This window comes from Planococcus chinensis, assembly GCF_020071995.1.
Classification (GTDB): Bacteria; Bacillota; Bacilli; order Bacillales_A; family Planococcaceae; genus Planococcus; species Planococcus chinensis_A.
The window spans coordinates 12,815-38,119 of the sequence record NZ_JABWTK010000019.1; the positions used below are offsets into that span (position 1 = coordinate 12,815).

The following is a 25,305-nucleotide window of genomic DNA, read 5'->3' on the forward strand; positions in this document are numbered from 1 at the left end:
CTCCTTTCCTCAAAAACTCAAAAAAATACCCTTAACCTCCGAATGCGGCGATCAAGGACTTTTCTTGTTTTTTCTCAACTTTCTTGTCGTTCAATACTTCCACCAGGTAATACATGGGAGAGTCGAGAATATCATTCAATTTCCAACCAGCTTTTAACAACTCTTTTACCATTGAGTCAAAATAATCTTTTTGCTTCTCATAGGTGAAATCATCGTCTGTTAGCGTTTCTTCGCCTTCGTAGCGTTTCCCGATTCATCACCGAGCACCGAACCAAGTTGGCTCATAACTTCTTCAAATAGGTTGTTTGCGTGGATGCCGTCAATCATCTGATCTGCTGTAAATTCGCCGCCGTATACTTTGCCGGCCACAAAAGAAGCCACTTCGCGAATGTCTTTTTCTTCGATGTTATCGCCTTTTTTATCAATCTTTTTGCCGAGCGTTAAGCCTTCAAGCGCTACCGACCCTTTAATGTGCTGTGGCTGGAAAAACTCTTTCTTCTCACCTGTTTCAAAATTCATTACCAATTCAATCGATTTCGCCATTTTAGTATTCCTCCAATGTTTTTGGTATTAAAAAAAGAGGGGATAAGCCCCCTCCGTCAATTACTTCTTATCTTCTGTGGATGACTCCACCGCACGAATCACCTGAATGCCTTGCTTGTTATCTTTCGATGCCAATTCATTCAAGCGTTTCTCGCTGATTTTTTTGTTAGCCGGTGATGGGTAAGTGTCGCCAGTGCGGTAAATTTTATTCTTATCCTGCAAGTCTGTGAAGTCATGTACGACTACGTAACTTTTTTCTTTAGCCATTCCTTACACCCCCGCCGGTGTTGTAGTGCCAGGGTATGCCTGACCGAATACAGCTGCAAATAGTGCATCACGCGCAACTGTTGAACCTTTCTCGTCGCGCCCGAAGATAACGGATTTTTCTTCGCTGAAACCAGCAACATCGCGGTCCATAAACTCTGCAGAAATTTCATCCGTGCCGAACGTTACGCCGTCCGCTTTCGTTTCGCCTGCAATATTTGGACGCAAGAACATGCCTTTTGGTAGGCCAACCCATTCTTTTGAGCCGTCTTCGTGTGTTTTTGCGAATACGCAAGCCACGTAAGGCGGTGTATCAGAAGAACCGTATGAAGATAAGCCGTCCACAGTTGTTTCCAATCCTAGCAAACGGTTACGGTCTTCTACAGGCAACTTGTGGAATGCAGAAGTTACGGTAGTGTTACCGCTTGATACTGCGATTTCCGCTGTTTTGTTGTCGCCGTATGCGCGTACTGGTTCCTGCGGGCTTTCCACAGTGATGGTTTGCAGGTACTCAATGCGTTCTGGCGCTAGTGTTGCTACATCTGATTCGTCCAATTCTGAATAGTAAAACTCGCTAACTCCTGTTGATGCTCTGTAATTCTTCGGCATTTTTCAATTCACTCCTATTGTTTGTTTTTTGGGCAAAGAAAAAGAGACACCTTATACAAGCGTCTCCACATCTTCGGTATAAATTTTCCCTCGGAATCGCCTCGCGTCCCGATAGATTTTGGTTTCCTTGTCGTATTCGTCGACGCCGCCCGCATAATAATTGAAGTTGATGCTGCGCATGACTTCTTTCACCCTTCGCGCTAATTCCTTCGTTTGATTGCGGTTTTTCGTCCATACGTCAATTTGGAATAGGTATTCTTCTGCAAGCGGATCGTTGTCGCCGTAATCCGAATCAAGTGGCGGACCTAATGAATCGATGATGATGGCCGGTTGCGAAAGTGTCGCCGTTTCCGGATACTCATAAAATTTAATCCTGCCACCTGCCTGCTTTTTGATGTAATCATCAGCCATCAGCGCATTGTATATTTTCATCATCACATCCATTAGATTGACCTCCCTATCGATTCGGCTATGGCACGTTTATATGCCGCTTCCGACGCTTGCAACGCACGCGCAATAGCTCCCTTACCTCGCGGATTGGGATTCTTTACGGTGCCGTATTCGTTCAAATGGATGACACGGTAACGCCCTTTCGGACCTTTCCAATGGACCGTGATGGTGCGTACACCGTTCACTGAATAAGGTTCAGTAAAGGTGACTTCATCCACAGTTGCACCCGTGTCTTTAAACGTTTCTAACTGCGAAATTAAAGAACTTTTGAAAACAAGCGACGCATCTCTTAATGCTTGATCGCTAATGCGTTCAACCGCTTGTGCTCCTAACTGGCTTTGTATATTTGCCAACACTTCTGATATGCCGCGAATCTCTACGCTCATTCAACCAGCCCCGCTATCAATGTGACAAATCGCTTATCTGTCATATTCGGCTGCACCGACTTGATATTATAGAGCCTATTTTCATACATCGGATCAAGAACGTTAATGGAATGTTTGTTAGTGGGAATGAACCCTCTGCGCGTATCCCGAATGGTGAAATTGATGTCCGATAACGTGTTATTGGCTTTTGCCTGCTCCATATCACGGAAGCGAACTGTATCGATGCGTGCCCAACATTCGTGGACGACTTGCTCGATCTCTTCGCCAACTTCCGGTCCTTCGCTCGCCTTCATGCCGATAATCTGGATGCGTGTATTTAATTGATTAACGTTGGACACTCTCAATCACCTCAGCCAGTGAGACGTAAGAACCTCGCAACTTTTGAACCGCTGATAGGATACCGTCCGGCACTTCTGCCAAACTCTTCTCTGCATATCCAACGCGGTTCTCAAAGTAATGTCCAACGAGCAAGACGAGCGCACGTTTATAATGCGGATTGTCCGCAAAGAAACTTTCATCCCGCAATAATTCCGTCGTCACGCTGTCTTTAATTTCCGCTTCGGCCCATGAGAGGTAATCGAGAAGCAAATCATCCTCGAAGTCATGGTCGATGCGAAGGTGTGTTTTTAAAAGTTGGAGTTCCATTTAAGTTCCTCCTTTATTACACTCCTGCTGGTGCTGATGTAAACGTGATGCGTACAACTGCATCTGTGGATAGCGCTTTAACGTCGTGACGTACAGCCACCATCAAGCATTCACCAAAGTGCATGTAGTCCGTCCATTTCGCTTGGTACTGTGAACGGTTGAATAGAACAACTGCAGAAGCCGGATCGCCAGCAAAGATTGTATCTGCGCCAATCAATTCATCTTCAAATACCACAACTTCTTTACCAAACAATACTTTGCCTGATGAAGCCGTGATTGAATCTTGCAGCAAGTAGCGACCGTTGCCATCCTTCAATGTGTCAATAGCGTTGTAAGCTGATTGAGACATGATTAAAAGCTTGTTGTATTTTGGTTTGATTTGCGTATTCAGAATTGCTTTCAAACCATCTGCGCTATCCACAGCTTGTGCTGGAAGTGCATTCAATACCGCTAGGATGTGTGCGTTACGAGTAGCAATAACTTTGTTAGCCAATACCTGGCGTACAACTTCTTCTGCGTTTGTCGAATCTTCAAGCGCTTCACGCGAGATTGGGATGTAGCCACGGTATGTCTGGATGTCGTAATCAAGATCGCGTAAAGCTTGGATTGCCAACTGTGGGTTCGCTTGCAATTCCGCAACGCTCGGCAGCGGCGTGTTGTCTCCTGCAGCATCCAAGACCGGCTGTGTACCGCGTTTGTTCGTTACGTTTTTCACACGAACGTATTTATCAAGTGACACCATTGCATCTGTTAAGTTAATAACCTCTGTTGCAATTTCTTCCGGCACCACAATTCCTTCTGATGCAGTTGTAACCTCCGCACGCGTTTCACCAGTCATCAGATAGTGACGGAATGCTTCCAGCTCTTCTGATGGCCCTTTGTTTTCTTCTACAATCGTTCTGATATCTTCCATGCTTCTCTTTTCCTCCTTGTGTTCCTCAATTTTTTCTTCTTTTTCCTGCTCCAAAGGCACTTCTTCCTTCTCTTCCGGTTGTTCCGCTGCTTCCAATTCGCTGCGTTTTTCCGTTAATTCTTGGTCGATTTGACCGATTTCCGAACGCAATTCCTTCGCTTTATCCAGATTATCGGCTTCCAATTCCTTAAAAGCTTCCTCTTTCAAAGCGCTTCGGCGTTCTTCGAGCGTCTGAATGTTGTTTTGCAACTCTTCAATTGCCAATTTGCTTCACTCCTTTAGTTTGTAACGTCAAAAAGGATGCCTTCCACAGAAGCACCCGTGAACGCATTTGTTAACGGTGTTCGCTTTCACCGAGATAACTGGATCACTTCCTTCCTACAGAAGTTCCAACTCTATTTTTAATTTCTCCGCTTCTTTTTCGCGTGCCTTCTGCAGATCCGCCAACTCTTCTGTTTGCTGGATGCTGCGGAGAGCTGGAGCCACATCGGTATCGCTGTAAGCTGGATACGCCACAATCGATACGTCAAAAATGGATTTAATCTTCTTCAAAGTGCGACGGTACAGCTTATCTTGGCTGTCGAAGCGCAAGGAATCGCCGCCTTTTTCTAATTTGAAGCCGAACGAACACTGGCTGATGTTGCCGTTTCGAATGTTTTCGTACAGGTCACGCGCATATGTCGTATCAGGCAACTCGCATTCAAAGCGCAAACCAACTTCATCTTTCTCCAATTTCAGTGTACCGGCTTTGGTACGTCCTAAAATCATCTGTGGACTGTGTTCGTAAAGTGCGCGTACATCGGTCATGTCGGCATCATCTAATGCTGCAGGGTCGATCGTTTCAATGAAGCCGCCCAAGTTATTCGACCAGGTATTGAACCGAAGCGCATAACCGCTCACAATTCGTTTCTCCGTATCGTCTGCCGCTCGGACTTCCACAGAATCAAGATAGCGCTTTTCAATTTCACTCATTTGTTTCACCTCCCTCCGAGAGAAGTCGGTTATCAGTAGATGTTACGTTTTGGTATTCATCCACTTTGTCAATCGCCACGTAGTTCAGCGAAACGCGGTGTTTTGCGCCAAACCCTCCTGGTATCGGTTCCTGTCCCAACTTCTTGCGTGCTTCATCCAGACTTAACAAACCGGTATCCACTTGTGTTTTAAGGTTATTGATGTATGTGGATGAATCCGCCATCTTGAAAGACTCGGTATCAAACCGGAACGACTTCAACCCGTCATAAGCCGGCGCAATCAGTTTGAAGTTAAGTTCTGCAATAACCGCTTCCATGTAAGGAGAAAGCGTGTTGTACAGATAGTCCAAATTAGACTGTTCTAAGCTCATATTAGACGTCACAATACCGAACCGGTGCAAAGGGATACCGAAAACTTTAGCGACCTGTGCGGTGCTGTGTTGGCTTGTGTTGATAAGCTTTAGAATCTCGGTATCGACTTCCAGCTGCTTATAATCCATCGTTTCATCTAGAATCAATACCTTGCCCGCCTGTGCTTGACCTGAGTTTGATTTTTGCCATTCGTCGCGTAATTTTTCACGCGCATCTTTCGACAATTTGGAACCTTTCATGGTGAGCAAACCGCCCGCCTGTGTTCCGTTTTTGAAGAAGTTGGCGAAAAATTTCTTGCTGTACTTCTGTGTGTCCAAATCCTCGGTCAAGCTGGCAAGAATCGAAATGCCATCCGTGCCGTTTAATGAATACGGTTTGACATCCACAACATTGTCGAACGGAATGTTACGTTTTTTCTCTTTGTTATTTGCATCGATCGTTGTGTATTCATAGTACAATTCCGTAGATCCGGCTTTCTGCTTCAACGCCATGCGCGAAGTTTTCAGATGATACAATTCTAATGGCTCTCCCTGTGGACTGCGTACGATTTCGATGTAACCATTTTTGGTTAACAACGCATTTGCAAACACCGTCAATTTGAAGATGTAGCCGTTATACGCTTTGTTCGGTCGCACATTGAATAACGTTTCCAGTTTGTCCGTTGGATCGTGTATACCGCTGTTCGTCACCTGTATTCGCATCTTCGCCAAATCAGATGCAATCATCATAACCGCTGTGAAGACATCGCTGTTTTTAATCGCTTCAACGCCCGTGTACTCCGCTGAATCAACACCTACAAAGCCCGGTAGCGTGCTCACTAGCAATTGCATTTCTTCATCTGTGTGAAGCGCCCGCGTTTCTCCTTTAATAAATATGCCCATTTATTCACCCCCTTCCTGATTCGCCGTTGATGATAAGCGCGACCAATATGAAGCTGATGCCCGTAGCAATCAAGCCCCATTGCATATCCCACAGATAAATAGCGTAATTGATTGCAATTAGTCCGAGCAAAAAGAAGATAGCCGTAACATTTGCCAATAAAAAAAGACCCATCAATTTGAATGCGCCTGTGATTTTTCCGATATTCATTTGCTCCACTCCTAAAAACCAAAGTCCTCGCTCAAGATGTAATCTTCAATGTTGTTATCAAATTCATGGAACATTGCTTGGCTATAAGCCGTTGTAACCGCCACAATCGCATCAATCTTATTCCGGTTCACTTTCTTATCCAGAATGATATTGCTGTTATTGTCATAGCGCACGACTGCGTTATTCACTGCAATACTTAAGTTTGGATTACCGTTATGCAGCACATTCTTTTCAAATACATCCAGCCGGAATTGCTTCAACGGCTCCGAGATATTCCTGAAGTTTTGCGCCACTTCAATCAGCGGCCAATCGTATTCTTCAAGCGAGGTAATAACTGCCTGAGAATTCCACGGATCGTATAAGATTCCTTTGACATCCAATTGATGTTCTTCTATATAACCGACCAACCATTCCACAACTTGCTTATAGTTGATGATGCCGGACTCACTATTTGTCAATGTGGCATAATCCGTTTTCACCAACGCTTCATAATCAATCTTGTCGCGCTCGCTTTTCGCTTCAATACCGCCCTTCGTTCCGACAAATACATGCGCGTCCACAAACTGCTTCTGATTATCTGTGGGATACACAAACCCAATGGCCGTTAAATCGTCCAGGCGCGATAAATCCAACCCGATATAGACCTCTCTGCCATCCACAGTGAATGGTGCATCCGTCTTGCAGGCTTCCCAGTCCGTTGCTTTCAAGTAGCTATCTTCGCCAGCTGATTGCCAAATGTTAAAATTTTTCACCAGCGTTCCAACTAAATCATCCTTCTGGACCGCTTCGCTGTACTTCTTCCGCAAGTTCTTTACCAGCAATTCGCGCAACTCTTCAACTTCCAGCAACGGATTCGCTTTGATCCATTTGGATTCATTCGCTATTTCTTCTATAGAATCCATTTCAGCGACATACGCAAAGTAGTTTTCGTTGTGTTCCGCACAGGATAATAACTTTTTAACGTATTGATATTCCTTGTACATTGGCCCATTTAAGTGAAAGCCTGCTGTGGATATAATCACCGTCAGAGCGTTCGCCTGTTGCACCATACCGGACTCTAATACTTCAATCGTCTTAGTGTCCCGAGCTTCGTGAAACTCGTCTAACGTGCCCACATACGGCTCAAATCCATCAAGGTTGCTGGTATCTTTACTCAACGGTTTAATAACACTTCCATCTTTCGTATTTAAGATTTCATTCTTCGATTCTGTAATCTTAAGAATGCTTTTAATGAAAGGTGAACGTTTAGCGACTTGTTCCAACTGCACGCGTACCATATTCCACACGATCTTCGCTTGTTCTTTGGCGTTTGCTGTGCAGTAAATCTGTCTGCCGAGCTTAGGATTCTTCCCGAACAGAAACTCGTAAATATTAATTCCGCTTATCAGTATCGATTTCCCCTGCTTACGGGCCATACTGATATACGCTTTACTGAAACGTCGGTTTCCAACTTCATCAACCCAACCATATAAACTGCCGATAATGAATTTTTGGAAGCCAGCCAATGTAATTGATTCGCCAGTTTTAATATCCGGCAGCATTTCAATAAACTTAATTACCTTGTTTGCTTTCTCTGGATAGAAGGTATAGCCTTTCAGTTCCTTCAAATCACGCAAGTGGCGTTCACATTGCTTCTTTACCAAGAAGGATGCCATAATATCGCCTTTATAAACTTTGCGCGCATAATCCGTAGTAAAATCAATCATCTTTCATCATCTCCGCAAACGGATCCACAACTTCTTCTTTCTTCGGCACTACAATTCGCATCCTACTATCAATTGTCATGCCTAAGCTTCCGGAGAGAGTGCGAACCATTCTAGCCGCGTCACCCATAACCGTATATTTTGGATTAACAATCCGCTTCTCATTCCCCCGTGCATCGAACTGGGTAATTACCGTGCCTTCTATATCCACAGTTTGAGAAGCTTCTTTATACTTCGCATAGAAATCGCAGTACATCGTAACTGATGCGAGATCAAGCGAAGCGATGGGGAGTTTTTTTAGGAGTGGAATAATTCTTTCATATTCCTCTTTGGCGTCACCCTCTAACCAAGGCGGCGCGGTCAAAGAAATTGATTCAAATTCTTCCAGACTCTCTTCTTCTTTTCGGCGTTCTTCAATTTCCGCTTTGCTGATATTTCTATTCAACGCATCTACTAATTTTTTAGGCCTGGCCATTCTTTCACCTCGCTTCCTTGGTATTTGGGACATAGTTTCGGGGAGAATTCATTAAAAAGAGCCCCGACCGTCCCCTAGCCAAATATTTTCAAAGGGTTTTGGAAAGTGGGGGGCTTACAAAATAAAAATGAATAATTATCTCTTGTGAATCTTTTGGTGACAACTTTCGCAAATGGATTCAAGGTTTTCTAATTCCAATCGTTTATCCCAATCCGTTTTAACTTCAATCAAGTGGTGAACCAATTGAGCTTCTTTGATGATTCCATTGCGTTCGCATGTTTTGCACATGAAGTCATCACGCATTAAGGCAATACGTCTTAACTTTAACCAAGCTCTTGTCTTATAGAACTTGATGTATGTGTTGTCGTATCGCCGCCTTGCTTGGTTGTATTCTTTATTCGGTTCATGTTTCTCGCAATACGTTCGAGTGAACGCGATAAAGTTTCGGCAAGATGGATGAAAGCATTTGCGTTGCGGTGCAGCCATATCAATCCCGCCTGTCTCTGTTGATGTATGTGAAGATGAAGAGGAAAGGAATGGTGATGCACATGGTTAGGATGAAGCCGGATATGATAATGAGTTGTAGCATATGCGCACTCCTTCCACAGGGGGATAGAATAGCGCCCAGCCGAAGCAGCCAAGCGCCTGATACGTTACTCTTAACGCCGAGCCAGCGAGATAGATGTGATCTCCTCCTGTTCTCCGTAAGTGACGGTTAGATAACTGACAGGCATCACTCCCCTCAACGCATAATAAAAAGCACCCACCGATTAGGTAGATGCTTCATGTTTACTTCCGGTAATAGTTATTCGTAAAGTCGATAATGTATTCTTTCATTTGCTCTTCAGTAATCTTTCCTTCTGCATGAGCCTGTTCGCATTCTTTCACCAGCGATACCAAGTCTGACTCTGGCGACTTCCCTTTAACACTCTTAGCCACGCGATAGCCTGCATAGATAACTGGCGTCCACACAGCAGCTGTCGTATGGAGTCCAGCCTTCTGCATTGACTTGCCGGTTTGTTGCAGCTGTGCGCCGCCTGTTTCCAGTTTGGTTGATACGCCGCCCCAAAACGCCGCCTTCTTATTCATCTTCTCTAAGTTGGCGATTTCTTTGGTGATGCGTTTCGTTTCTTTCTTATCAATTGATTTGTGATTGAGTTGCGCTTTGAGCATTTCAATTTGATCGTTGCGTTCATTGATTTTCGCTTGCAATTCTTGTGACATGTTCATTCCTCCCTTTTTGTTAAATGATACCAACAATGTAAAACTCCCGCAATGCAAGAATGCACAGCGAGAGAAAAGTGGAGGATGAACTATGTTAGTAGTCCATATTACAACTTTATCAGGAAAGTACCCCTCGAAAGTCTCATGAGAGTATCAATTTGCTGTTAAGTCTGTGAAAACGGTTATTCACCTGTGTTTACAGTTGTAATTAAAATCGGTGTAGTTAATGTGTATGTGTCCTAAATCAAGTTGCCAATCCAAACAACTGTCTTTCGGATTTCCTTTTCTTGCACCATTCGTGTGGATGCCCCATCTACGCTTGGTGTTAATCTCAGGGTCATGTCCATATTCAATGTAGTTTCTAATACGAATATGTTTAAAGTTCTTGATGGTTATGTTCTTATTTCCTTTGTTGAACCACCAATCAAAAATTGTATCTTTGTCCATTCGTTATCACTCCTTTGTCTTCCACAGATTAATGCCAACCCAGATTCTCACCAATCGCTTTGATAATTTCATTCCGCCATCTGAATAAAGTAGCACGTCCTACTTCCAGCTCCATCGCCATACCTTCCCACGTCTTCTTGTGGCGCGTCCAGTAGTTGAGGTGAACCAGTTGCTTCGGTTTATCGGCAAGCTTGTCGTAGACGCTTGAAATGGCTGATTCGATGCGTTCTAATTCTCCTAAGCGTTTATCCATTACCAGGCGAGTTGCAATTCTTCCTGTCGGATCGGATGGTTCGTTTGAGCGTCCACCAACTAATTCTTCCGTCATGGTCGGATTCATGATTTCCTCGCGGCGTTTCTCAATTTCCTTTTTTGTATCATGGAAGGAAGCGAGCTCCGCTTCGATGTGTTTAAATGTTGATGGTTTCATTTTCGTCATGTGGAGATTCCTCCCTCAAATTGGCATAAAAAAACGCGAATACAAGTAGGAGTGGGGGAACTCCTGAAATGTATCCGCGCGTTTTTCGCTCTGGATTTATTTAGTTGGTGATGCGATTAATCTTCAATCAACTTAACGTCCGATATATAAGCTTGCTTTCTATTTATTATTCCGTCCTCCTCGCCTTCGATTAACAGTAGCGCTCTGCCTTTGCTATTCAAGCCGACGATGATATAAGTACTTTTGGAAAACTTAACGGTGCATTTCTTACCGATTAGCGAGTATATATTCTTCTTCGTAACTCTCATATCGCACCTCTTCCTCAACTTTACTAATTTATCTAATTATACCACAAAATCCCTCTCAAACTTCCTGTTTAACCAGTGTTCCGGAAACTTTCTTTCCGCCGTCACAGCGAATGCGTTGCGATCGTACCACGTCGACCGCACCTTTATTCCAGTGGATGGTATCGGTACCGTGTAGCATTTCGTCGAGTATGGTTAAATCCCCATTTATGACGATATAAACAGCATTGTTGCCTAAATCAATTTCACATTTCATCGTATTGTCTTCCACAGAAGTGCCTCCTTTATTTATCAAGCTTTTTCCATTCGCCGTTTTCCTGTTTCACAAACTCTTCAATCACGATTTCCGTTTGCGCTTGCTGGTAGCCTTTGGAGTATCCTCTTTGTTCGCCTCTGCGGTACATTGCTGCGTTGCTGAATGCGAAGGTTAGGGATAAGGGTGATGCCTAGTAGGATGGTGTATAGGGTCATGATTTATCACCACCTATAGTAAAGTGGCTTCTAAAATCCTGTAACTTGTTGCCAATTTTCAAAAACCCGAATTTGTATAAATAGAGTTGCATCTTGCTTAGTAAATCGTCGACTTTCTGCATTTTTCATCCGCTCCTTTTTTCAATGCGATACTTCTAATTGTTTCTGTAAAAACTAACAAAGAGAATAAAGCGTAAAATACTAAAAAGTGTTCTTCACCGATAACCCAACCGATATAACTAATTGCCGTGAATATCCACAATAAGACTCTCGCCATTACTCCACTCCCTCACACATATTCATTCAACTTCTCATACTCAGTAAGTAACTGCCGGTCATCCATTTTCGTAAAATACTCTTCCGCTTTGAATGGATGTTTGATGAGCAGCCACTCGATGTAGAATTTGCGGTCTTCTTCACTCACTTGCGTTCACTCCTATTTTCCGTTGGGATCTAATACATAGCGTTTACCATCCACAGTGATAACTGACGGTACGCCCTTCTTCAATTTGACTACGGCGATTTCAGCTGTGTAGGTTGCGCCTTTACTCATTCAAATCAGCTTCCTTTACGAATACGCCATTTACCATTTTGCCTTTGCGGTCTTTGATAACGTTGTAAGCGATATCCGCGCAATCCAAAATGTTCGTTCCCGTTTGCATCGCAAGAATCGTCAGCACCACGAACATGTCACCAATTGCATCCTGCACCTCTTCTGGCTTGTCTTTGGCTAATCCGCTGCACAGTTCCCCGAATTCTTCTCCGAGCTTCACAGCTTGCTTCATAGGCTCTGCTGTGTGCAAGTTGCGGTCAATCGCCCAGTTTTCGATTTTGTCAGTTAGATTCATTCTGTCGCCTCCGATTCCAATAATAAGTCGCGTGTGTTTTTGTAAGCCTTGCATAAACCTTCCCAGTAGCCGAGACTCCACCCACCATGATAAGTATGAGTTTGACTAGCATTGTCACCTTGTTTCGTTCTTATAAGGTCAATTCTGTTTTCCGCATGTTCTATTCTTCTATTCAAATACTTCAGGGTTTCTGACTCACTCATTTCTTAGCCCCCAATGCTTCCTTCTTCTTCAAAAACTCACGCTTCAAGAATCCAAAGTCCGGTATCTCTCCGTACATGCCTGCGACAGCAATTTCCTGCCGCAGATGGTCCAGTTCGTTCATCGTCTTGCATTCACGTATTTTCCAGATCAGATCCAAGTGGAGCGCCCTCCCTCTTCCACAGATTCCGTTACCCGGCTTCTCATTTGCACAGCCTTTTGCATGGTTAGGAATAACAGGGTTTCATCTTCTGCATGTAAGTGAAGCGCTTGATCCAGACGTTTCACTTCATTTTCTAAGTTGCTCACTTTGATGGAATGCGCTTCTTTCACTTTATTTAACTCTCGTTCAATGTTCCGATACTTCGTGCGCCATTCGTCACCGCGTTCAATCTCTGCGTATCGCTCCTTATTGGCATCCTTAACGTCTCTGCGTAGTTCATCGATGAGTTGTGACTCTTTAACGTGTCGTTCCTCCAGCGAAGCGATATGTGCTTTCAGCTTTTCGTTTCCTTGTTTCAGCAGCAGGCTTTCTGGGATTTCAACACGCTCCATTTGATGTGGAATTTCGCCTACACTCAAATCACCGATTGTCACGAGTTCAGCAGCATTGAAGATTTGGTAACGCTCGGTTGTATCCGGCTGTTTTTCTTCTTGATCCGTTTGGACTTTATAACCCTTCAGGCGTTCTTTAGCATCCGTGTTTTCGTACCCCATGCATTTGTTAGCGAAGATTGTCATTTTGATTCCTCCCGGATCCGTTTGATTTCTTTTTGCTGATACTGCAAAGCGTCAATCAACTCTTCGATTATCATGTTCTGCCAGTTATAATCTTCCACAGGGCACTCATCTAAGGTTTGGCCATAATTCTTTAGGCCTTTCGCATTCTGTTCGTTGATATGCTGTTCAATTGTGGTTAACACGGCTTCTTTGATTGTGGTCATTTCGCTCTCTTCCCTTCCACAGGTATAGTGGCAGCCTTATCGATTCTCATGCCGTCACGGAGTCTTCTCTGCAATGTGCTCAAGCTGATGCCGTTTGCTTCTGCCAGGGGAATCCACTCCTGCACGTTGTTTACTTTCTGAATGAATTTAGCTGTCGTGGCTTTTTCCATATCCCACTTCTTTTTAAACACTCGATCGTATAGGGCATCTGTTGGAATACCATTCGCATTGGCGATTTTAATGTACTTATCATCAATTGTTTTTTTGCGCTTTATTTCTTTACGTACCTTCTTCATAGCTTCTACCTTCTTTGGATTAACCAGATTGTTCTCCAGTTTCCAATGAGCGTATTCACTACGGGTCATGCCTGAGAGTTTCTGTATATCTTCACTTGTGATTTCGTATTCTCTTAAGATGCGATACAGCTTAGTGGTAATACCTGTTTCCTTCATTTCTCTAATATGCTTATCAATGTGACGCCGGCGGCTACTGGCACTCAACTTAAGTAACTCTTCTCCGAGCTTTCTTACTTCCGCAGCTGCCGGACATTTGCACCGCGTTCCTTTGTCTACGTTCTCGCCAGCGCAAACTTCGCACCGGTCTTTATCGAGAACGTCAATTTTCTTTAATATTTCAATGCGTTTCGCTTTAGATTCTTTTAGGTTCATTTCAATTCCACTCCCTTTAGATACAGAGCAAACGCTCCTGTACTTCCGAATAACAGGCAGGCATGAAAGACGATGACGAATAATGGATCCATGTGATTTCCTCCTTTTTCTTATCGCGCTATTTGGGCGGACGGTTATGATTCGAACTTTTCTTTTAGGCGTTCGTATTCTTCCTTTTCCTTACGCTCTCGCTCGGCACGAAACTCTGCTTGTCTTTTATCCAGACGAGCCTTTTCCTGTTCTTTAAATGCTTTTATATCGAATAGATTTCTTTTGCCTAATTCTTCTCGAATATATTTGCCTCTGTCAGACTCCAGTTTTTGAAGAACTTTCATTTTGGGAAGAACATAGATTTCCACGTCTTCCGTAATACCGAAATCAAAACTTGCCATTAAAATACAACCGTCAGTAGTCGCGATAGTAATTTGTTCTGCGAACTGCGCCATGTGGGTAAACGCTATTGTCTTACCTTCCAAGGCTTGATAGTTATCTAAAACTTCCATGTTCATTCCTCCTGATTTTTTATTCAGCGTTTCCATCAACTACGCGGCACCATGACCGCCCGATATTTTGCAAAGCCTGGACCTGTTCTGACGATGGTCCGTTTATTCCGTGGACCGATGGAGAAATCACTGAAATGTTTCTCTTCCGGCGGAATGACTTGTTTCAATGTCCAGCCGCGCTTTTCCAAGTCGGCAATCCGTTGATCCAGTTCCTTTTGGCTGGTAGCTGTTAAGTTGATTCGTCCCGTGCGTTGAAATTCAGTTTTCATTGCCGGACACTCCTTTTTATATTTCTGATTGATATTTAGCGATTGATTGAAGCGCGTTAATTTCCACCTTCAACGCTTCCATTGCTGAGAGTGCAGCGCGATAGGTTTCTGAAGCTAAGTCTCTTTCGAACTTCAAATCCGCTATTTCGCCGCGAGCTAAGTCTCCGATAACTCCGATTGGTACTTTATCCATTCGCATGGCAGTCATGACTTTAGCTAACTCTGAGCGATAGGCCCGTTCTGTTTCTGCTTTTGCTTTAGCGAGACGGAACACTTCTTTGCTGGATTCAGATAAACGTTTGGTTGCCTGGTGCAGCATTTGTACTGTCGAATTCAGTTCCATCTTTCACCTCGAATATTTCGACCTCGATCCGTGGATTGGCTTTGTCTATATAGAAGCTATGGCTGATATTGCCGACTTCTTTCCATCCATCGTTTTTCAATATGCCACCATCGACTAATCCATCAAAGATGAACTTCTGGCCGGCAATGATGTTGTCTTTGTCTTTCCGTTTATCCTTGCAATGCCAGATGATGTGGAAGTTTGCCGATTCGATGACCGGCAATCCTTCCGCACTATCTATGACAAGCTGCGTGAATTTCTTCTTCATCTTTGAGTACACCGCATAATGCTGTTTCGATTTGGCTATAATTTCGTTCATTGAAGGTAATGTGCCAGGGATTACGAAACGCCTCATTCTAAGACCTCTAACGCTTTGTCTCCGTGGAGGAAAATCAGAAACCCTTCTACTTCGAACTGACCTTTAGCAATTTGCCCTGAGATATAACCTTTGTTTTTCCCTAGAAATTCACCAGCTTGCGCCATGCTTCGGAAGTAATGCGCTTCCTTTGTTGTTCCGTTCAGTAAAACTACTTTGTTATTCGATGTCATAAGATCGTTGTCAAAGGCATGGTTGTTATTCTCTTTATGCGTACACCATTCCAAGTTGGAAACGTGATTATTCAAACGGCTTCCGTCGATATGGTTTATATAATCCTTGCCTGGCACTTGTGGTATGAAAGCAAATGCTACCAGACGATGTACCAACCAAGTTTGCACGTTTCCGTCCTTCCACAAATTGACGCGGCAAGTATTATCTTTTGAAATTTTTTGCTTTAGAACCCGTTGCTTCCACTTTCTTTTCCCATGCATTTCAGTGAAAGTCGTTTTGTTTTCATGCGTTCTTACTTCACCGGTATTACTGACTTCATAAATGCCTTCATAACCGACTACATCTTTCCATATTAGGTCCATGTGTTTTCATCCTTTCTAGAAGGGAAGCGAATTTGGATCTTCTTCATCAATACTTGACTGTTGGTTCTGGTTTGTATTCTGCTGTCCATTAGATTGATTGCTCGATTTCGGTTCAAGGAACTGAACGCTGTCCGCAACAACTTCAGTCGTATAAACGCGCTTGCCATCCTGCCCTTCATAGCTTCCAGTCTGGATACGTCCTTCTACTCCGGCCAGACTTCCTTTTTTCAAGAAGTTCGCAGCGTTTTCTGCTTGTTTTCGCCATACCGTGCAGTTAATGAAATCCGTTTCCTTTTCACCATTCGCGTTCGTGAAGGTTCTGTTTACAGCCAATGTGAATCGTGTTACAGCTGCACCTGATGGAGTATATGTGAGCGTAGGATCCTTTGTTAATCTTCCGACTAGTACCACTCTGTTTATCATCTAAATTTCCCCATTTCATTCATGTAGTTTTCAAAGGCTTGTTCCGTTGGCTCGTCTATTAATCCGATATCGTGTAGATCGTAAGCGTCTGTGTAATAAAGCTTTCCGAATGCTTCGTATCGCATATCTCGTAATTCGTCTGCAAAGTTGGCGTCTTGGTGTGCTTGCATATGATGCTTCTTGCAAAGTGGCATTAGGTTTCTAAATCCACCCCTCCCAGAGGCGCTTCTGAAGGTGACGTGATGCATTTCGATTGGAGCGCCGTTGCAGATGGAGCATGTGTCTCCGAACCAATCTAATGCCAACTGGTATTGCTTCTTGTTAATTGCCCCACGCTCTTTGCGCTTCGGCTTTCTTCTGGCGTGTGTCTGTTTTGGAAACATCATCGTTTGCACCTCATTTCTGGAATACTCCGACGTAGGCCGGCAGAACCGGCAGGCTATCTCTTAACTCTCTCCACGTTTGGTGTTTCTTGCTTTCTAAGCAGTAAGTTGAGATATCCATGCCGTAATCAACCAGGTACATCTTTTTGCAGTTCTGTTTGAATTCTTTCTTATATAGTTGTTTCGCTTTCTCTTCATCTGGTGCGAAGAACATGGCAAATAATGAATCTCCTAAAGGGACCGAATACAATCTCATGAATTGGATGCCTAAGACGTTTTGGTCTTTCATGCTTTTCGCCTTATCCAAATCAATTAAGCTGTAAGTTTTTTCGCTTACTAGATCGGTCCCACTTATAACGCCATCCATCAGACCGCTATATAAACTGTGTGCCAAGAGCGACTCTTCATATCCGAGTGCTGCGGCCAGCAATTCATTGACCGTCATTTTCGGTAATCTCCCCAGTAAATTTGTTGTAAGTAGCAAATACCGTTCCGACTGCACCGTTACGATTCTTGGCGACGATAATCTCTAATGAAGAGTCGTTATCATCCTTGCTGTAATAAGCGTCTCGGTACAGGAACATTGCTACGTCTGCATCTTCCTCAATACTGCCCGACTCCCGTAAATCGGAGAGCATTGGCCGTTTATCCTGTCGCTGTTCAACTCCCCGGCTTAATTGAGCTAGTACGACTACCGGACAGTTAAACTCTTTAGCGATAGCTTTAAGGCCTTTTGTGATGGTCCCGATTTGTAAGTGCATGTTGTTGGTGTTCTCAACCGGCTTGATCAGCGTCAAGTAGTCGATAAAGATGATTGGCTTACGGTCTTTGTGCTGACTCGCCATCTTGCGGACTTTCATCCGGATCTCCGGTAAGGTTTGACCACTTTTATCGAATATCTGTATCTTGGTTTCACTTAACCGGTTAATGGCTGGCATCCACTTTTCTTTCTGCCCATCTGACAGCATGCTGTGTGGGTCCCTCATCTTCCCGCGATTGAAACTGCCAGTTGAAGCAATCAATCTGTCTCTCAGGCTCACCCTAGACATTTCCAGAGAAAAAATAATTGGCAGATAACCTGTCCATCCAGCCTGCTTTGCTAGATGCAGCATGACATCTGATTTACCCATTGAAGGTCGAGCCGCTAAAATGGTTAGTTCCGCATCCTGCAGCCCGTTTGTCATGAGGTTCAATCTTGTTAGGCCGGTGTTAGCGCCCTTCTTCATTTCGACCTTGTGATAAGGTGCTTCGTATACATCAATGGTCAATCCGGTTATATCACTGTGATCGCTCACATCATCATCCTGAATCTTATTCAGCTCTGACATGATTGAATCGATATCCCAGTTTTCCAATTGCGCCGTGCTAATGATGTTTCGCTTTTCTTTTTCGCGGTAAGCATCCTGGACAGCTTTGGCGTGATCTTCGAAGCGTTTTTCGTTCGCAAGGTTCTGGAGTTCGGTTAAGTAATTCGCGCCGCCGAACAGCTGCGGATTGACGTAGGTGATTAACGTAACTACATCCACTGCTTTTCCTTTGGCATCCAGTTCCTTCATGGCTTTGAAAAGCTCTCGATGATAAACGCTTTCGAATTGGTCTACCTGCAGATTCGTTTCGTTAATCAGGTGGGGCTCTTTTAGCATGGTTCCCAGTACAGCTTTTTCTGCCTGCATATTAATCCTCTCCTGCGTTGAAATTTGGCACATATTCTTTTGGCTTGCTTATCACATGGACCGGATCGTTCGAACCCTCATATTCATCATTGAAGTGCTCGCCATTAAGGAAAGTGAGAGGGTTCTTTTGTTGAGGAACGAACTCTCCTCTCTTAGCCAAGCCTTCACGATGATTTAGATAAAGGTGCGTGCCCTCTATGATCTGTTCGTGAGAATACTTTTTCAGCAGCGAAGCGTACTTGGTTTCGCACTTCACTTTGCCTTTCTTATTTCCGTAAAGGCTCCACCAAGACTCGAATAGTTCTGCGTGCTGAACAGTATCTTTTTTATTACCTTTGTTTTCCTTGTTACCTTTATTGTTTGTGTTCATCTGTTGTTCATCTGTTGTTCGTTTGATGTTCATCTGTTGTTCATTTCCTTGGTACATTTGCCAGTTAAGTACTGTAACGACGCTAAATTTGTTAGATGATTTGATGTTCAACATTTCTAGTTTTTCTAGGAGTTTAAGCCATCGCCATATCGTTAAGTCGTTAACTCTATTTTTGGGTGCAGAACCCTTGTTATACTCTTCTGCCAGAGCAAATCTTCCAGTCACGAATTCTCCAGGTTGTAATTTAACAACTTGCGTTCCAACTAGTTGCTCATGTTCTGTATAGCTGACTTTCATCAGGCAAAGCATCCATAACTTCAAAATGAATGGATCCGAAAACACTGTGCTGTCTTTGAGTTTTCTATGAACGGAAAACCATCCAGCCATTCACCTCACCCTTCCAACTTCGCCAGATAGTCGATTACTTTGCTGGCTTCTGCCTTTGTTAAGTCTTTCGTTGCTTTGTTAATACTGAAGTGTTTACAGGCGCTCGCATAAACAGCTGCTTGATCCTGCCCAGTTGCCTTTGCGATGTTTCCAACTTTTGCACCCAACGCTTTTATTTGCGCCGCAGAAATAGTGTTTTCATTCGGTGCTGTCGTTTCATCTTTTTTGCCTTTTGGTTCACTGGCAGCATTACCATCGTCGTCTTCATCTGAAGTAATACCGAACACGGCGGCCAAGCTATAACGCTTCAAGTAAGTGATAACACTTCCTGTCGCTTGGGCATCGGTCTTGGCGGGCTTTGCATAAATCGGTTCTGATTCAATCCATTCTCCACTTGAGTGCATTAGCAATGTCGTGACGCCAACTTTGTCCTCAGAGTTTGTTGGCGATTGGATGAAGCTTAATCCGTGTTTTGCGGATATTTCCGTGATAGCTTCCACCACATTTTCAAGTGGGACGTATTTGCTTTTGAAAAACGGATTATCTTTATCCTTCATTGGTTGTTTAACTTCACCTTGAAATGCTGATAAAGCTTTAGCAATTTCGGTAATTGATTCAGATTTTTTCATCATTCATCCTCCTAGACGATCCGGAGAGAGCGCTTCTGTTGAAGCTCTGCACCCTCTACCTCGATGCCGTTTTTCAAATCTTCGAGCATTGCTTTTTTATCTATGGCTGGAGCGACTTCGATTAGGTAATGTCCAGGAATAATTTTTTCATCAAGTATCAGTGCGCTAGGCGGGTTGTTCTGCATGCGAAGGGTAAATGTAGACCCTTTGACTTTGTCCCGTCCTGTAGCGATTAGCGCGTCTTCTGCATAAGCCTTTAACCGTTTGGAATTGTTCTCTAAAGCTTGCCGGCGTTTTTTTAACCGGTCTTCTTCTTCCTTGATCGCCTTTGCCTGAGCATCGAGCGTTTTGATGATGATAGCCGTTGAGTTTAGTTTTTCTTCAATGGCATCATCGATTGATTCCAATGTATCTGCGAAGCCTTCGTGTTCAACTTCGTTATCAGTGATTAGATCCAGCACCTCTTGATAGGCTGCTGTGAGTTCATATAGTTTGAAAGCCATTTGAAAATACCTCCAGATGTGCTACAATAAGCACAGATTAGTAATTCTTGTTCCTCTACCACAACGGAACGCCGTGACTCGAACTGCGCCAACAGTTATCGAGTCTATTTTTTTGCGCTTTTTTCTAAAACGATGACCGTCAACGCCAATACCTGTTCATCCGTTAAGAATGAATTGCCGCTGTTCGCTTCCAGCATTTCATTGACCACATTCACTGCAGCTTCGATTGCTTGTTCTCCCATTTCTCTCACCTCCTCCCAATGTCTTATGTGCTATTGACTGACTTTCAAGAAATAATTTACAGTCAGTTGGTAAAAAAATAAGGCCATTTGATTTACCAGCCAAACTCCATCGGCATATATCCTTGTTGCTGTGTTCTAATGATTTCTCTCAAGTCCGTTTTAGGCTCCTGGATATCTGATTCAGTTACACGGATCAAAAATCTCCATTCATGAGCTTTTGCAGCTACTCCAGTGTGGATTTCCCACCAATCCCACATTACCGGCGTACAGCTAGGAGCTTCGAAATAAGACAACTCGCCACTATTTACACGATCATTTACTTGCTTAGAAACCATTTTGTAAAGCTTCGAATCAGGCACTTCTGGTACTTCCAGTTCGACATTGCGCTGTTCAAGGAATTGAGTTAGACAAGCTTCACCTGTAACAAGTAAGTGGAAAATTGGGCTGTCCATTTCTTCTTGTGCTTGAATGTTAGGCGCTAGCTTTGCCGTTGGGTCGAGCGAAGATCCTCTCGGTACTCCATCTGTATGCCATCCTGGAATAGCCGGGCACATACCTGGAATCAACATATGGATTTTTGTATCGACGATTATATTCTTCTTAGTCATTTGTAAATCCATGGAACCGATGGCTGCACGCGTTAAATCTCCGCCGTATTTCAATGCGTCTTCGAGTGATGCATTGTGTAAACCCAATGTGTTTTTAACTAATTCTTGTGAAGGTTGTTCAATTGGATTGCCGAATTTTAAATCACTGCGATTAAATTTCATTCTCTTCTTCCTCCATTTCGTTTTGTCGCTCATAGTCCAGGTATTCTTTTTCTGGAAACCCCATGCGTTCGATCCGATCAATGTCCGGGTGTTGTATGTCCATTTGGTTCACCTGCTTTCGGTGCTGCGTAGTTTGGGCCAACTATGAAAGCATTATTTCTAATTGAGCATTTAGTTCTTTGGCACAATTCTTACAAAGGTTTATTACAAAAACTTCATTGTCATTCTCTACTTCCGTTCGCAAAAGCACTTCTTTCGATTTACAAAAACGACATTTGCTATTATTAGGAATTTTCGATGTTACGAAAATATCAACTTCTACCATTCTTAAACCTCCCCCTTTTCCTTCAACTGCGCAGCAACTACCGAACCACCATTTCCATTTGCTTCACCGATACAACTCCTGGATAACCGGTAAGAGCTACCTGAAGCATGCTTTCAACTTCATCGAACCGTTCTTCTGTTTCCAGTACGTCTTCCGCATCCACAGAGAACCAAAGTTTTGCTATGTCTCCGGATTCACGTGTAATCTGTTCAACCTTCGCCATGTTTACGATGATTGGGCCGCCGCCTAATTCGTTGACCTTCAAAAAGACCATTTGCACTTCCTCCTTTTCCTATTCGATTACCAATTACAAGCAAGAGCTGTTTTTAAATCCTAACTTTCAAGAAAAAATTTACAGTCAGTTACCAAAAAATAAATGCCTATCTTGGCGCTTCGATTTCTTTGAGCTCCAGTGTCCGGGTATGTTCCAATATCCAAATGCCATTTGCTTGTTTGCACAGTAACCATTCGAACGGATTAAATCCTAATGCTGCTAAGTGCTGGCGCTGATTACGTGATAAGCGTTTCCCCTGTTTCATTTGCCATCACCTCTTGTTACCGAACCACCTGCAAGCAATAACCTTCCCTGGAGCCGCTGGTAATGAGTAGCAATACGTCTGTGGGCTGTCCGTGCTTTTCGCGCTTTCCGTTCGTGCTCATACGCTTTGTACCATGCCAATGAATATATCGTGATAATCGGCATAGTGATTATTCCAATCCCCATAACAATTAAGATATTGCCACTGTGAATCATTTAATCCACCCCTTGATTTTTAATTAGCGTCTGTCCACGCGTTTTATTTGATTACCATTCGTCCATGATTTTCTTCATTGCTCCCAAGCTTTCTTCGTAAAACCAATAACGCTTGCCCTTCTCTTTCCTGCGTTCCAGTATTTTCATCCGTGGATCGTGCAGGAACTCATTCTCCAGAAAGGACTTACTCATGCAAGTCCTTTTAGCCATTTGGTCTATATCCCACGTAAATAGCGTCTGGTGAATTGCGGTATCGAGTTTTTCGTTTACTTGTCTGCGAATCTCTTCCTGATCGATGTCCAAATTAATTTTTGCAATCGGCATTTACATCACCTCACTTTCTACCTTCCTGGACTGGTCCTCATTATCGAAAAGGTACTCCAAATTATGTTCCGGAAAATACGCTTTCTTGATCGCGAGCGCTTCGTCAAAACTGAATGAATATTTTCCGTTCAGTTTGTCGTAGACGGTTGAATACCGGACGCCTAAGAGGATAGCTAGGTCTTTGCCCCTAATGCCTCTCCGGGCCATCTCTGCCCTTAAATTCATCAGCAAATTTCTCCACCTCTTTTCATGATAAACGCAATTGCGTTCACTTGATATTTAAACTATAAACGCAATTGCGTTCATTGTCAACGCATATAGTAAATAAATAAACGAAAAGTTGTCCAAAAACACTTTACTTCCTATTTAAAATGTAGTACGCTAGCGATATAGAAAACGAAATTTCGTACAAAACGGGGGATAATGATGGATAAAAGAGCAGAAATCGTAAAAGAATTGATAGATAAAAATTGGAAAAGTCGTCGTGCTTTTGCTTTAGAAATCGGAATTGCACCTTCGACCCTTTCTTCAATGCTTGAAAGAGGAATTGGTAACGCCAGTGTGGACAGCGTAATTAAAGTTTGTGCCGGACTCGGTATCACAACAGATCAATTACAACGCATGGCTGAAGGCGAAGAAGTGGGATCACGCGGAATCGAAACGATTGCTGCACACATCGACGAAGATGTAACGGAGGAAGAAATCGAAGAGATCAAGAAGTATATCGATTTCATCAAATCACAGCGAAAGAATTGAGGGTTTTGCATGACCAGATTCGAGCGATTAATGATCCAGTATCCACATTTGGACATAAAAGAGGATAGTTACATGCCAAAAGGTCTTTCTGGACTTTACTTTGACAATTCCATCCGGATAAACAAAAGGCTGCTGGCGTATGAAAAGACGGGAGTACTCGCAGAAGAAATAGGGCATCACGAAACCACGCACGGGGATATCCTGGACTATAACGACACTCGTAAAAGAAAGCTTGAAGTTCTTGCCCGCAGATGGGGATATGAGAAAATTGTCTCTCTCGACAAATTAATTCAATGCTACGAAGCTCGATACATAACGATTGAAGATGTTTGTACTCACTTAGAGATTACTGACACATACTTAAAAAGCGCTTTGGAATTTTATAATGTAAAGTACGGTGGCACCTGCACACATAAGAATTATCGAATTACGTTTGATCCACTTAATATCAAGCCCATTTAAGGAGGTGGTGTTTAAAATTATTTCGTCCCCCATTTGAGTGTCTGTCCACGCAAGAGGGAGAAAAATAATGACAAAAACCAAATCTAAAAAATATGAGCATGTCTTTTCTTATACGGATCGCAAAGGAAGTAAACTATGGGGATTCCGTTACCGGTACTATGATTCATTAGGGAATCGTCGCGAGAAAGCGAAGCAAGGTTTTGCATCAGAGAAGGATGCGTATAGAGGTGTACTGGAAGTTCAGACGCAAGTAATCAACGGCGATACGAAACGTGTCGAAAACTCGAGCCTTACCATTTCGGAGTGGTTGGATATTTGGTATGAAACCCATAAAGGTGATTGGGCTGTTTCTTCCCTGTTGCAGCGCAAGAACGCGATTCAGTACCAAATGAAACCATTAATCGGCCATTACCGGCTTGCTGATCTGGATAAGAGTACGTATAAGCGCGAGTACTTGAATGTCCTGGCGAAGAAATACAAACCGAGTACGGTGAAGTTATTCCACCGATTGTTTAAGATTGCCGTTAATGCAGCTGTGGATGATGAAATCATTCCGAGGAATCGATTTTCGAAGATTTCACTGGTGGATGAAGAAAGCAGTGAGAACTATTATTCTGCAGAAGAGCTTCGGGAATTTTTAACGATAGCCGAGGATACAGAGAACATCACGAACTATACGTTCATTTACCTGTTGGCTTATACGGGCTTGCGAAGAGGTGAAGCACAAGGACTCCAGTGGGATGATGTGGATTTCGAGAAGAAAACATTAACTGTTGGCCGGACTCGGGACGTTAACGGCGATCGCAAGCCGAAAACAAAAAGAAGCCGCCGAACAATTAAGCTCGACGACTTGGTCCTACACCAACTCAAATTATACCGGACCTGGTGCAAAAAAACCATGCTGACATTCGGTGAGAAAATGAAAGACACTGATTTTATTTTCATTTCCCGTCAGTCCGGAAAACCGATTGGCGACAACACCATCAAATATGCTTTTGAACGAATCCTCAATCAGACGGATCTAAAGTATATTACGCCACACGGACTCCGGCACACGCATTGTACTTTGTTAATTCAAGCGAAGATACCTGTCCCAACCATAGCTGAACGGCTGGGGAATACTCCGCAAATGATTCACAGCGTTTATGGCCATGCCTTAAAAGAGGTTGAGGAAGAGTCTGTGGAATCCTTCTCACGAATTATGAATATGTAGGAACTGGGGGAACTTCTGGGGGAGCTTTTTGAAACAGCCCACCAAACCCTTACAGTGCAAAGGGTTTTCGATACTATTGAGTACTACTCACGTTAAT

48 protein-coding genes are annotated in these 25,305 nt (G+C 43.4%); 3 read left to right on the top strand and 45 right to left on the bottom strand.

Annotated elements, in window-relative coordinates; translation table 11 throughout:
* Nucleotides 1–31 precede the first annotated feature (31 nt).
* From gpGT to HU147_RS18825, 45 genes are all read right to left on the bottom strand, one after another.
* On the bottom strand, nucleotides 32–172 hold the full coding sequence (gpGT, locus tag HU147_RS18610) for a phage tail assembly chaperone GT (RefSeq protein ID WP_224077586.1): 141 nt from the start codon (nucleotides 170–172) through the stop codon (nucleotides 32–34).
* Between the two features lie 47 nt (nucleotides 173–219).
* The gene (gpG, locus tag HU147_RS18615) at nucleotides 220–543 is read right to left on the bottom strand and encodes a phage tail assembly chaperone G (RefSeq protein WP_224077587.1); all 324 of its coding nucleotides are present in this window, start codon (nucleotides 541–543) and stop codon (nucleotides 220–222) included.
* 60 nt (nucleotides 544–603) lie between these two features.
* A complete protein-coding gene (locus tag HU147_RS18620; protein ID WP_224077588.1) occupies nucleotides 604–810 on the bottom strand; it encodes a hypothetical protein in 207 nt (68 codons plus the stop codon).
* Nucleotides 811–813: 3 nt separating this feature from the next.
* Nucleotides 814–1,416 (bottom strand): major tail protein, encoded by a 603-nt coding sequence (locus HU147_RS18625; RefSeq protein WP_224077589.1) that lies wholly within the window; start codon nucleotides 1,414–1,416, stop codon nucleotides 814–816.
* A 51-nt stretch (nucleotides 1,417–1,467) separates the two neighbouring features.
* Entirely contained in the window at nucleotides 1,468–1,860 is a 393-nt protein-coding gene (locus HU147_RS18630; protein WP_224077590.1) for a DUF3168 domain-containing protein, read from the bottom strand.
* Nucleotides 1,860–2,222: a hypothetical protein gene (locus HU147_RS18635; RefSeq protein WP_224077591.1), complete on the bottom strand. Its 363-nt coding sequence runs from the start codon at nucleotides 2,220–2,222 to the stop codon at nucleotides 1,860–1,862. The genes HU147_RS18630 and HU147_RS18635 overlap by 1 nt, the downstream gene beginning before the upstream one ends.
* Before the next feature lie 26 nt (nucleotides 2,223–2,248).
* Nucleotides 2,249–2,590 (bottom strand): phage head closure protein, encoded by a 342-nt coding sequence (locus tag HU147_RS18640; protein WP_224077592.1) that lies wholly within the window; start codon nucleotides 2,588–2,590, stop codon nucleotides 2,249–2,251.
* Complete coding sequence (locus HU147_RS18645; protein ID WP_224077593.1) at nucleotides 2,577–2,897, bottom strand: head-tail connector protein; 321 nt, start codon at nucleotides 2,895–2,897, stop codon at nucleotides 2,577–2,579. Before HU147_RS18645 ends, HU147_RS18640 begins: the two co-directional genes overlap by 14 nt.
* Before the next feature lie 16 nt (nucleotides 2,898–2,913).
* Complete coding sequence (locus HU147_RS18650; RefSeq protein WP_224077594.1) at nucleotides 2,914–4,074, bottom strand: phage major capsid protein; 1,161 nt, start codon at nucleotides 4,072–4,074, stop codon at nucleotides 2,914–2,916.
* Between the two features lie 114 nt (nucleotides 4,075–4,188).
* The gene (locus HU147_RS18655; protein ID WP_224077595.1) at nucleotides 4,189–4,782 is read right to left on the bottom strand and encodes an HK97 family phage prohead protease; all 594 of its coding nucleotides are present in this window, start codon (nucleotides 4,780–4,782) and stop codon (nucleotides 4,189–4,191) included.
* On the bottom strand, nucleotides 4,775–6,034 hold the full coding sequence (locus HU147_RS18660; RefSeq protein WP_224077596.1) for a phage portal protein: 1,260 nt from the start codon (nucleotides 6,032–6,034) through the stop codon (nucleotides 4,775–4,777). The genes HU147_RS18655 and HU147_RS18660 overlap by 8 nt, the downstream gene beginning before the upstream one ends.
* 4 nt (nucleotides 6,035–6,038) lie before the next feature.
* The gene (locus tag HU147_RS18665) at nucleotides 6,039–6,242 is read right to left on the bottom strand and encodes a hypothetical protein (RefSeq protein ID WP_224077597.1); all 204 of its coding nucleotides are present in this window, start codon (nucleotides 6,240–6,242) and stop codon (nucleotides 6,039–6,041) included.
* 11 nt (nucleotides 6,243–6,253) lie between these two features.
* Nucleotides 6,254–7,948 carry a terminase large subunit gene (locus tag HU147_RS18670; protein WP_224077598.1) on the bottom strand — a complete coding sequence of 565 codons (1,695 nt, stop codon included), beginning with the start codon at nucleotides 7,946–7,948 and terminating at the stop codon, nucleotides 6,254–6,256.
* A complete protein-coding gene (locus HU147_RS18675) occupies nucleotides 7,941–8,420 on the bottom strand; it encodes a phage terminase small subunit P27 family (protein WP_224077599.1) in 480 nt (159 codons plus the stop codon). The genes HU147_RS18670 and HU147_RS18675 overlap by 8 nt, the downstream gene beginning before the upstream one ends.
* A 135-nt stretch (nucleotides 8,421–8,555) precedes the next feature.
* A complete protein-coding gene (locus HU147_RS18680; protein ID WP_224077600.1) occupies nucleotides 8,556–8,906 on the bottom strand; it encodes an HNH endonuclease signature motif containing protein in 351 nt (116 codons plus the stop codon).
* Between the two features lie 303 nt (nucleotides 8,907–9,209).
* The gene (locus HU147_RS18685; RefSeq protein ID WP_224077601.1) at nucleotides 9,210–9,644 is read right to left on the bottom strand and encodes a hypothetical protein; all 435 of its coding nucleotides are present in this window, start codon (nucleotides 9,642–9,644) and stop codon (nucleotides 9,210–9,212) included.
* Nucleotides 9,645–9,830: 186 nt separating this feature from the next.
* Nucleotides 9,831–10,091, bottom strand: coding sequence for a hypothetical protein (locus HU147_RS18690; protein WP_224077602.1), 261 nt, complete (start codon nucleotides 10,089–10,091; stop codon nucleotides 9,831–9,833).
* Between the two features lie 28 nt (nucleotides 10,092–10,119).
* Nucleotides 10,120–10,530, bottom strand: a complete 411-nt coding sequence (locus HU147_RS18695; RefSeq protein WP_224077603.1) for a transcriptional regulator — start codon at nucleotides 10,528–10,530, stop codon at nucleotides 10,120–10,122.
* 363 nt (nucleotides 10,531–10,893) lie between these two features.
* Nucleotides 10,894–11,106: a DUF3954 domain-containing protein gene (locus HU147_RS18700; protein ID WP_224077604.1), complete on the bottom strand. Its 213-nt coding sequence runs from the start codon at nucleotides 11,104–11,106 to the stop codon at nucleotides 10,894–10,896.
* Between the two features lie 489 nt (nucleotides 11,107–11,595).
* Nucleotides 11,596–11,730, bottom strand: coding sequence for a hypothetical protein (locus tag HU147_RS19480; protein WP_263427929.1), 135 nt, complete (start codon nucleotides 11,728–11,730; stop codon nucleotides 11,596–11,598).
* A gap of 121 nt (nucleotides 11,731–11,851) precedes the next feature.
* Nucleotides 11,852–12,154: a MazG-like family protein gene (locus HU147_RS18705; protein WP_224077605.1), complete on the bottom strand. Its 303-nt coding sequence runs from the start codon at nucleotides 12,152–12,154 to the stop codon at nucleotides 11,852–11,854.
* 199 nt (nucleotides 12,155–12,353) lie between these two features.
* Nucleotides 12,354–12,515: a hypothetical protein gene (locus HU147_RS18710; protein ID WP_224077606.1), complete on the bottom strand. Its 162-nt coding sequence runs from the start codon at nucleotides 12,513–12,515 to the stop codon at nucleotides 12,354–12,356.
* Nucleotides 12,506–13,096: a hypothetical protein gene (locus HU147_RS18715; protein ID WP_224077607.1), complete on the bottom strand. Its 591-nt coding sequence runs from the start codon at nucleotides 13,094–13,096 to the stop codon at nucleotides 12,506–12,508. The genes HU147_RS18710 and HU147_RS18715 overlap by 10 nt, the downstream gene beginning before the upstream one ends.
* Nucleotides 13,093–13,299, bottom strand: coding sequence for a hypothetical protein (locus HU147_RS18720; RefSeq protein WP_224077608.1), 207 nt, complete (start codon nucleotides 13,297–13,299; stop codon nucleotides 13,093–13,095). The genes HU147_RS18715 and HU147_RS18720 overlap by 4 nt, the downstream gene beginning before the upstream one ends.
* Nucleotides 13,296–13,967 carry a hypothetical protein gene (locus HU147_RS18725; RefSeq protein WP_224077609.1) on the bottom strand — a complete coding sequence of 224 codons (672 nt, stop codon included), beginning with the start codon at nucleotides 13,965–13,967 and terminating at the stop codon, nucleotides 13,296–13,298. The genes HU147_RS18720 and HU147_RS18725 overlap by 4 nt, the downstream gene beginning before the upstream one ends.
* Nucleotides 13,968–14,101: 134 nt before the next feature.
* Nucleotides 14,102–14,470 carry a hypothetical protein gene (locus HU147_RS18730; RefSeq protein ID WP_224077610.1) on the bottom strand — a complete coding sequence of 123 codons (369 nt, stop codon included), beginning with the start codon at nucleotides 14,468–14,470 and terminating at the stop codon, nucleotides 14,102–14,104.
* Between the two features lie 35 nt (nucleotides 14,471–14,505).
* On the bottom strand, nucleotides 14,506–14,739 hold the full coding sequence (locus HU147_RS18735) for a hypothetical protein (protein WP_224077611.1): 234 nt from the start codon (nucleotides 14,737–14,739) through the stop codon (nucleotides 14,506–14,508).
* A 16-nt stretch (nucleotides 14,740–14,755) separates the two neighbouring features.
* Nucleotides 14,756–15,058, bottom strand: coding sequence for a hypothetical protein (locus HU147_RS18740; protein ID WP_224077612.1), 303 nt, complete (start codon nucleotides 15,056–15,058; stop codon nucleotides 14,756–14,758).
* The gene (locus HU147_RS18745; RefSeq protein ID WP_224077613.1) at nucleotides 15,027–15,350 is read right to left on the bottom strand and encodes a RusA family crossover junction endodeoxyribonuclease; all 324 of its coding nucleotides are present in this window, start codon (nucleotides 15,348–15,350) and stop codon (nucleotides 15,027–15,029) included. Before HU147_RS18745 ends, HU147_RS18740 begins: the two co-directional genes overlap by 32 nt.
* Nucleotides 15,351–15,433: 83 nt before the next feature.
* Complete coding sequence (locus HU147_RS18750; RefSeq protein WP_224077614.1) at nucleotides 15,434–15,994, bottom strand: NUMOD4 motif-containing HNH endonuclease; 561 nt, start codon at nucleotides 15,992–15,994, stop codon at nucleotides 15,434–15,436.
* Between the two features lie 15 nt (nucleotides 15,995–16,009).
* Nucleotides 16,010–16,417, bottom strand: coding sequence for a single-stranded DNA-binding protein (ssb, locus tag HU147_RS18755; protein WP_224077615.1), 408 nt, complete (start codon nucleotides 16,415–16,417; stop codon nucleotides 16,010–16,012).
* Entirely contained in the window at nucleotides 16,414–16,803 is a 390-nt protein-coding gene (locus HU147_RS18760) for an HNH endonuclease (RefSeq protein ID WP_224077616.1), read from the bottom strand. The genes ssb and HU147_RS18760 overlap by 4 nt, the downstream gene beginning before the upstream one ends.
* A 10-nt stretch (nucleotides 16,804–16,813) precedes the next feature.
* A complete protein-coding gene (locus HU147_RS18765) occupies nucleotides 16,814–17,245 on the bottom strand; it encodes a hypothetical protein (protein ID WP_224077617.1) in 432 nt (143 codons plus the stop codon).
* Nucleotides 17,232–18,473 (bottom strand): replicative DNA helicase, encoded by a 1,242-nt coding sequence (locus HU147_RS18770; RefSeq protein ID WP_263427930.1) that lies wholly within the window; start codon nucleotides 18,471–18,473, stop codon nucleotides 17,232–17,234. Before HU147_RS18770 ends, HU147_RS18765 begins: the two co-directional genes overlap by 14 nt.
* Before the next feature lies 1 nt (nucleotide 18,474).
* On the bottom strand, nucleotides 18,475–19,230 hold the full coding sequence (locus tag HU147_RS18775) for a hypothetical protein (RefSeq protein ID WP_224077619.1): 756 nt from the start codon (nucleotides 19,228–19,230) through the stop codon (nucleotides 18,475–18,477).
* A 5-nt stretch (nucleotides 19,231–19,235) separates the two neighbouring features.
* Nucleotides 19,236–19,859, bottom strand: a complete 624-nt coding sequence (locus HU147_RS18780; RefSeq protein ID WP_224077620.1) for an ERF family protein — start codon at nucleotides 19,857–19,859, stop codon at nucleotides 19,236–19,238.
* A gap of 11 nt (nucleotides 19,860–19,870) precedes the next feature.
* Nucleotides 19,871–20,362 (bottom strand): siphovirus Gp157 family protein, encoded by a 492-nt coding sequence (locus tag HU147_RS18785; protein ID WP_224077621.1) that lies wholly within the window; start codon nucleotides 20,360–20,362, stop codon nucleotides 19,871–19,873.
* A gap of 104 nt (nucleotides 20,363–20,466) precedes the next feature.
* Nucleotides 20,467–20,604, bottom strand: a complete 138-nt coding sequence (locus HU147_RS18790; protein WP_224077622.1) for a hypothetical protein — start codon at nucleotides 20,602–20,604, stop codon at nucleotides 20,467–20,469.
* 92 nt (nucleotides 20,605–20,696) lie between these two features.
* On the bottom strand, nucleotides 20,697–21,374 hold the full coding sequence (locus HU147_RS18795) for a hypothetical protein (RefSeq protein WP_224077623.1): 678 nt from the start codon (nucleotides 21,372–21,374) through the stop codon (nucleotides 20,697–20,699).
* A gap of 142 nt (nucleotides 21,375–21,516) precedes the next feature.
* Nucleotides 21,517–21,699, bottom strand: a complete 183-nt coding sequence (locus tag HU147_RS18800) for a hypothetical protein (RefSeq protein ID WP_224077624.1) — start codon at nucleotides 21,697–21,699, stop codon at nucleotides 21,517–21,519.
* A 37-nt stretch (nucleotides 21,700–21,736) separates the two neighbouring features.
* Complete coding sequence (locus HU147_RS18805) at nucleotides 21,737–21,973, bottom strand: hypothetical protein (protein ID WP_224077625.1); 237 nt, start codon at nucleotides 21,971–21,973, stop codon at nucleotides 21,737–21,739.
* 106 nt (nucleotides 21,974–22,079) lie between these two features.
* Nucleotides 22,080–22,238, bottom strand: coding sequence for a DUF6906 family protein (locus HU147_RS18810; RefSeq protein ID WP_224077626.1), 159 nt, complete (start codon nucleotides 22,236–22,238; stop codon nucleotides 22,080–22,082).
* On the bottom strand, nucleotides 22,235–22,453 hold the full coding sequence (locus HU147_RS18815; RefSeq protein WP_224077627.1) for a hypothetical protein: 219 nt from the start codon (nucleotides 22,451–22,453) through the stop codon (nucleotides 22,235–22,237). Before HU147_RS18815 ends, HU147_RS18810 begins: the two co-directional genes overlap by 4 nt.
* 51 nt (nucleotides 22,454–22,504) lie before the next feature.
* Nucleotides 22,505–22,777: a hypothetical protein gene (locus tag HU147_RS18820; RefSeq protein ID WP_224077628.1), complete on the bottom strand. Its 273-nt coding sequence runs from the start codon at nucleotides 22,775–22,777 to the stop codon at nucleotides 22,505–22,507.
* Nucleotides 22,778–23,008 (bottom strand): helix-turn-helix transcriptional regulator, encoded by a 231-nt coding sequence (locus HU147_RS18825; protein ID WP_224077629.1) that lies wholly within the window; start codon nucleotides 23,006–23,008, stop codon nucleotides 22,778–22,780. It abuts the gene before it with no gap.
* Nucleotides 23,009–23,203: 195 nt separating this feature from the next.
* On the opposite strand from HU147_RS18825, the gene HU147_RS18830 reads away from it, so the two are divergent.
* The 3 genes from HU147_RS18830 (at nucleotide 23,204) to HU147_RS18840 (ending at nucleotide 25,208) form a co-directional block, all read left to right on the top strand.
* Nucleotides 23,204–23,533 (top strand): helix-turn-helix domain-containing protein, encoded by a 330-nt coding sequence (locus HU147_RS18830; RefSeq protein ID WP_224077630.1) that lies wholly within the window; start codon nucleotides 23,204–23,206, stop codon nucleotides 23,531–23,533.
* Between the two features lie 30 nt (nucleotides 23,534–23,563).
* Entirely contained in the window at nucleotides 23,564–23,995 is a 432-nt protein-coding gene (locus HU147_RS18835) for an ImmA/IrrE family metallo-endopeptidase (protein ID WP_224077632.1), read from the top strand.
* A gap of 67 nt (nucleotides 23,996–24,062) precedes the next feature.
* On the top strand, nucleotides 24,063–25,208 hold the full coding sequence (locus HU147_RS18840) for a site-specific integrase (RefSeq protein WP_224077631.1): 1,146 nt from the start codon (nucleotides 24,063–24,065) through the stop codon (nucleotides 25,206–25,208).
* Nucleotides 25,209–25,305: the final 97 nt, after the last annotated feature.